The organism is Stenotrophomonas sp. TWI809 (assembly GCF_039673205.1).
Lineage (GTDB): Bacteria > Pseudomonadota > Gammaproteobacteria > Xanthomonadales > Xanthomonadaceae > Stenotrophomonas.
In genome coordinates this window covers 26481-32719 of record NZ_JBDJLE010000031.1, presented here as the reverse complement: position 1 = coordinate 32719, position 6239 = coordinate 26481, and the positions used below count along the sequence as shown (strand labels likewise).

At 68.0% G+C, this 6239-nt stretch carries 5 protein-coding genes; all 5 read right to left on the bottom strand.

Translation table 11 applies throughout. The features are described 5' to 3' along the window. Nucleotides 1–122: 122 nt before the first annotated feature. Genes dapE through ABE472_RS17370 form a run of 5 tightly spaced genes read right to left on the bottom strand, consistent with a single transcriptional unit; the run spans nucleotide 123 to nucleotide 6237 of the window. A complete protein-coding gene (gene dapE / locus ABE472_RS17390; RefSeq protein ID WP_346466696.1) occupies nucleotides 123–1250 on the bottom strand; it encodes a succinyl-diaminopimelate desuccinylase in 1128 nt (375 codons plus the stop codon). Continuing rightward, entirely contained in the window at nucleotides 1247–1609 is a 363-nt protein-coding gene (locus ABE472_RS17385) for an arsenate reductase (protein ID WP_121041511.1), read from the bottom strand. The genes dapE and ABE472_RS17385 overlap by 4 nt, the downstream gene beginning before the upstream one ends. Nucleotides 1610–1652: 43 nt before the next feature. Continuing rightward, nucleotides 1653–2525, bottom strand: coding sequence for a hypothetical protein (locus ABE472_RS17380; protein WP_346466698.1), 873 nt, complete (start codon nucleotides 2523–2525; stop codon nucleotides 1653–1655). Beyond that, nucleotides 2522–3598 (bottom strand): 2,3,4,5-tetrahydropyridine-2,6-dicarboxylate N-succinyltransferase, encoded by a 1077-nt coding sequence (gene dapD / locus ABE472_RS17375; protein WP_313210875.1) that lies wholly within the window; start codon nucleotides 3596–3598, stop codon nucleotides 2522–2524. The genes ABE472_RS17380 and dapD overlap by 4 nt, the downstream gene beginning before the upstream one ends. Next, on the bottom strand, nucleotides 3598–6237 hold the full coding sequence (locus tag ABE472_RS17370) for a [protein-PII] uridylyltransferase (RefSeq protein WP_313217729.1): 2640 nt from the start codon (nucleotides 6235–6237) through the stop codon (nucleotides 3598–3600). Before ABE472_RS17370 ends, dapD begins: the two co-directional genes overlap by 1 nt. Nucleotides 6238–6239: the final 2 nt, after the last annotated feature.

Here is a 6239-nt window from a genome sequence, read left to right as displayed (position 1 = left end):
CACACACACTGCCCCCCGCGCCCGCGCGCCCGCCACTACCGTAATCGAGCCAGACGAAAAGGAGAGCCGGCCAGCGGCCGGCGCTACCGTAATCGAGCGGCGGTTGATTCAACCCGATGGCGTCAGGCGAGCAAACGCTCGATCAACCGCTGGTAGAGCGCCGGCAGCGCCTCCAGATCCGCGACGCGCACGTTCTCGTCGACCTGATGGATGCTCGCGTTGACCGGCCCTACTTCGATGCACTGCGCGCCCAGCGGCGCGATGAAGCGCGCATCGGAGGTGCCGCCACCGGTGCTCTCTTCCGGCGGTGCACCGGCGAACTCACCCAGTACCTCGCGGGCGACCCTGCGCAGCGAGCCTTCCGGGGTATAGAACGGCTCGCCGCTGCGGTGCCACTTGAGCGTGTACTGGAGTGCATGACGCTCCAGCAGCGCAGCGATCTCCTGCTCCAGCGCGGGCGCGTTCCAGTGCGGGTTGTAGCGCAGGTTGAACAGCACCTGCAGCTCACCCGGAATCACATTGTTGGCCCCGGTGCCGGCATGGATGTTGGAGATCTGCAGGCTGGTCGGCGGGAAGCTCTCGAAGCCATCATCCCAGTGCCGTGCGGTGAGTTCGGCCAGGGCCGCAGCGGTCAGATGGATCGGATTGCGCGCCTTGTCCGGATACGCGACATGGCCCTGCACGCCGTTCACCGTCAGCGTCGCCGAGAGGCTGCCGCGGCGGCCCACGCGCAGCAGATCGCCGAGCACGGCCGTGGAGGACGGCTCACCGGTGATGCACCAGTCGATGGTCTGGCCACGCTCGCGGAAGATATCGGCGACGCGACGCACCCCGTCGATGGCATCGCCCTCCTCGTCACTGGTCAGCAGCACGGCCAACGTGCCGGGATGGTCCGGATGGGCGGCGACGAACTGCTCGGCGGCCACCACGAAGGCAGCCACACTGCCTTTCATGTCGGCCGCGCCACGTCCGTACAGCACGCCTTCTCGGACCTGCGGATCAAACGGATCGCTGGTCCAGGCCGAGACCGGGCCGGTCGGCACCACGTCGGTATGCCCGAGCAGCACCAGCACCGGCGCACCTTGCCCGTGTGTGGCCCACAGGTTGTCGACCTCGCCCAAGCGCAGGTGTTCGCAGTGGAAACCCGCACGCTCGAGACGGCCAGCCAGCAGTGCCTGGCAGCCGGCATCCTCGGGCGTGACCGACGCGCGCGCGATCAGGTCGCAGGTCAAGGCAACGACGTCGTTCACGCGCCCACTCCGAACCGCTGCTTGAAGCCGTTGTCCGAGAAACCCTGGGTCATCACGCCATCGGCGCTCACCACCACCGGACGCTTGATCAGCTGCGGATACTCGCGCAGCAGCAGCTTCCATTCGGCCTCGGAATCGGCCGCTTTGCGGTTCTCCGGCAGCTGCCGCCACGTGGTGGAGGACCTGTTGATCAACGCGGGAAAGCCACCGGCCTGGGCCGCCCAGTCGATCAGGGTCTCCGGCGTTGGCGTGTGGTCGCGGTAGTCGACGAAGGTGTACGGCACCTGGAAACGGTCCAGCCACTTGGTGGCTTTCCTGCAGGTGTCGCAGTTCTTCAATCCGTACAGAGTGGTGGTCATGGCGCGGCGTGCAGCATCGTTCAGGAAGGACGCCATGAGGATGTCACAACAGGCGTTCGGACACGACCCGGAACGGCACCTGCGGCACCCGGAAACAGAACGCATCGGCCAGATCGACGCCCATCGCGGCCAGGTGCGGGCAGGCCACCAGGCCTTCCAGTTGCAGTGGCTGCACGTCTGCCAGGGCAATCGGCAGATAGATATGGGTCAGCGCCAGCCGACCATCCGGGGCGACCGCGAACGCGGCCTCCTGACAGGCCAGGAACCTCATCGCCTGCGCTGCATCGGTGAAGGCGCCAGCTGCCCATGCAACCGCCAAGCCCATTGCCGGACGCACCTGCGCCTGCAGTGCGGGCGCACTGCCCTGCCCCGGCTCGATCACGGTGTGCCCGCCATCGGCATCCACGGCATGCTCGAAACGCGCGGCCAGATGCGGTTGCATGGCATCGCTCCACAGCCGTGCACCGACTGCGTGCATCGCACTGTCGATCACATTGCGGTCAAACAGGACCCGCGGCGTCGCGGGCCCGGCCGCCGCATCGTCCGGCACCACGTACCAGCGCCAGTTGCTCTGCAGCGGAGAGGGAAACAGGCCACGCAACGGCCCCGCCAGCGCCGGTCCGAAATGGCCGTGGCGGTAGGTCAGGATCGTATAGGGCGTACGCCCGTCATGCGCGAACAGGCGATGGCCCGGCGGTGGCGGCGGTGCATGGCGCACGTCCACCCACCAGCTCAGGTACACCACCTCACGCACCTCACTGATCAACGCAGGCGCCGGCAGCACGCGGGTGAGCGCGCGCCGGGCGGCGGTCAGGTGCACGCAGCCGAGCAGACGCTGCAGCGCGCGTCCCGGCAACCCCGCGAACGGGTGCCGGTAGCGCGCCGCCTGCGCCAGCGCGGGCTGCGGGGTGCTCAGTCGGCCAGGCCGCGCAGCAGCTCGTTGACGCTGGTCTTGCTGCGGGTCTTGGCATCGACCTGCTTGACGATCACGGCGCAGTACAGCGAGTGCGAGCCGTCCTTGGACGGCAGCTGGCCGGACACCACCACGCTGTACGGCGGTACCGAACCGTAGCTGATCTCGCCGGTGGCGCGGTTGTACACGCGCGTGCTCTGGCCAAGGAACACGCCCATGCCGATCACGCTGTGATGGCCGACCACGAAGCCTTCCACCACTTCCGAACGCGCACCGATGAAGCAATGGTCTTCGATGATGGTCGGGCTGGCCTGCAGCGGCTCCAGCACGCCACCGATACCGGCGCCGCCGGACAGGTGGCAGTGCTTGCCGATCTGCGCGCACGAACCCACCGTGGCCCAGGTGTCGACCATGGTGCCCTCGCCCACGTAGGCGCCGATATTGGTGAAGCTCGGCATCAGCACCACGTCCTTGCCGAAGTAGCTGCCACGACGCGCGATCGCACCGGGCACCACGCGCACGCCGGCGCGGCGGAACTTGGCTTCATCGAAACCGGCAAAACGCGATTCGACCTTGTCCCAGAACGGCGCCGGGCGCGCATCGACCACGGCCATGTCGTTGACGCGGAAGTACAACAGCACGGCCTTCTTCAGCCATTCGTTGACCTTCCAGCCACCGTGGCCGTCGGGCTCGGCAACGCGGAATTCACCGGTTTCCAGGCCATCGATGACGCGGCCGACCAGCGGCTTGGTCGAGCCTTCGATCTCATGCAGGGTCAGCGTGGCACGGCGCTCGAACGCGCTCTCGATGCCGAACTTGAGTTCTTCCACGCCCGGCGTGGCCGGCTTGCGCAGCGACTTGCGCGCGATGGTGGCATCACGGCTGGCACTGCGCTTGGCGGCGCTCTCGGCCGGGGTAGCAGCGACCTTGCGGGCCGGCGCCTTTTTGACCGGCGCTTTCTTCACCGCGGGCGCCGCCTTCTTTGCGGCAGCGGTCTTCTTCACCGCAGGCGCGGCAGCAGGGGTCTTGGCCGCCGCGGTCTTCGCGGCAGTCTTCTTGGCAGGCTTGGTGGCCATCAGTGGGGGTCTCCGGCGTTTCGATCAGGGTCCAGGCAGGCGAGCATCGCGTCTTGCAGCTGCTGCCTGGCGGATTCGGTCAGGGCGTGATCATGCTCATCGCTGATCACGAACATATCTTCGGCGCGCTCGCCGAACGTGGCGATGCGCGCATCATGCACGCGCAGCCGCTGGTTGCGCAGCACGAACGCCACGTCGGCCAGCAGGCCGGGGCGGTCGGGTGCGACGAGGCTGAAACGGGTACTGGTGGTCTGGCCATCGGTGACATCGCGGAACTCGATGCGCGGGGCGAAACGGAAATGCCGCAGCTGGCGCGGAATGACGCGGCGAGACGGGCGCAGCCGGGTCAGATCGCCGGCCAGCGCCTCACGCAGGCCGGCCTCCAGGCGCAGCGCATCGCCATCGGCGAAGCTGTCGGCCGGGGTCACTTCGAAGGTATCGAAGATGGTATCGACCGGACCGTCCAGCACGCGCGCGCGATGGATGGTGTAGCCCTTGCGGTCCAGCGTCATCACGATCGCGGCGAACAGGCCGTCGCGGTCGGGCGAGTGTACGAACACTTCCAGTGCGTCGTCCTCGGGGGTCAGCCTGCGCACCTTGACCAGGGTCTGGCCCTGCTTCAACGGCACCAGCGCAGCGGCCTGCCAGGCCAGCTGTTCCGGCCGCAGCCGGATGAAGCTCTCATCGGGCATCACCGTGAACTGGCGATCGATGGTGGGATCGTCGTAGCCGCGCTCGCGCACCAGCTGGCGCACCGATTCGCGCGCTTCGGCAACGCGCTCGGCGGCCGGCATCTGGTTCTCCAGCCCGTCGCGCAGCGCGCGGCGCGCGGCGAAATACAGGTCGGCCAGCAGACGGTCCTTCCACGCATTCCACAGCTTGGGGCTGGTCCCGGCGATGTCGGCGCAGGTCAGCAGATAGAGATAGTCCAGCCGGTCGCGGCTGGCCACCAGGGTGGCGAAGCGATGGATCACGTCCGGATCGGAGATGTCCTGCTTCTGCGCGGTGACCGACATGCGCAGGTGCTGTTCGACCAGCCAGGCGACCAGCTCGGTATCGGAGCTGCTCAGCGCCAGCGCCTGGCAGAATTCGCGCGCATCCACCGCACCGAGTTCGGAGTGATCGCCGCCGCGGCCCTTGGCGATGTCATGGAACAGGCCGGCCAACAGCAGCAGCTCCGGCTTGCGCAGGCGCGGCCAGACTTCATGCGCGATCGAGAAGCGCTCATCCGCGCGGCTGCTGGCGAACAGGCCGATATTCCGCAGCACCATCAGTGTGTGCTGGTCCACGGTGTACACATGGAACAGATCGAACTGCATGCGCCCGGAGACCTGCGCGAACGCGGGGATCCACTGGCCGAGGACGCCCAGCCGTGCCATCCGCGCCAGGGTATCGACCGCGCGCGGGCTGCGCAGCAGCGCCAAAAACTGCTCGCGCGCCGCGGCGCTGGCCTCAGTGTACGCCGCCAGCTCCGGCAGCGCCTCGGCCAGCGCGCGGGCGGTCAGCGAGTGCAGGCCGCGCACATCCGGGTTATAGGCCCAACTGGAGAACAGCGCGAACACCTGTTCGATATCCCCTTGGGGCCAAGCCGGATCGTTGGCAGCCAGGTAGCCACGGCGCAGCGAGAAACCGACGCTGACCGGCTCTGGGACGGCTTCGCCATCAAACTGTTCTTCAAAGCGCTGCAGCAGGCGGTCGCTGATCCGCCGCACCACGGTGGCGCTGCGGTAGAACCCCTGCATCATCTTTTCCACGGCCAGGCTTTCGATGTCGTCTTCGAAACCCAAGCGGGTGGCCAGCGTCTTCTGGTAATCGAACCGCAAGCGTTCTTCGGGCCGGTTGGCGACCAGGTGCAGGCCGAAACGCAGCCGTGCCAGCGCACACCGTTCGCGTTTGAGCGCGGCCGCTTCATCCGGGCCGAGATGGCCGAGGCCGACCAGCGCTTCCAGGTCGCGCACGCCGAACGCACGCAGCGCCATCCAGCCCAGCGTATTGAGATCGCGCAGCCCGCCGGGGCCGTCCTTGATGTCCGGCTCAAGATTGTCCGCCGTGTCGCCAAAGCGCTGATGGCGGGCCAGCAGCTCTTCGCGCTTGGCGAGGAAGAATTCGCGTGGCGGCCACAGGCCCTCCACGTTCACCGCCGCCTTCAACGCCTGGCGGGCCGCGTCATCGGCGACCACCGGGCGCGACTCGATCAGCGCGGTCAGCACGGTCTGGTCGGCGCTGGCCTGCGTGCATTGAGCCGGCGATCGCACCGCGTGGCTGACCGGCAGGCCGCAATCCCACAGCAGCGCGAAGAAGCGGGCCAGCCCGGATTCGTGCCGACGCTGCTGCTCGGGCGCACCGAGCACCAGTACGTCGATATCCGAGCGCGGGAACAACTCGCCGCGCCCGTACCCCCCCACCGCGAACAGCGCCATTCCCGAACCGGCCGGCAGGCAGCGATGCCAGGCCAACCGGATCAGGTGGTCGGCCGCCCGTGCGCGCAGGGCGAGCAGGCGCTCGATGTTGTCGCCCTGATCGAAACGACGATACAACCGTGCGTCGGTCTGTTGCAGCGACTGCCGCGCCAACGCCGCCCAGTCCGGGTCGGCGACGGAATCGGCCGGCGCGTCCAGCATCGGGCTCGCCGGCAACATGC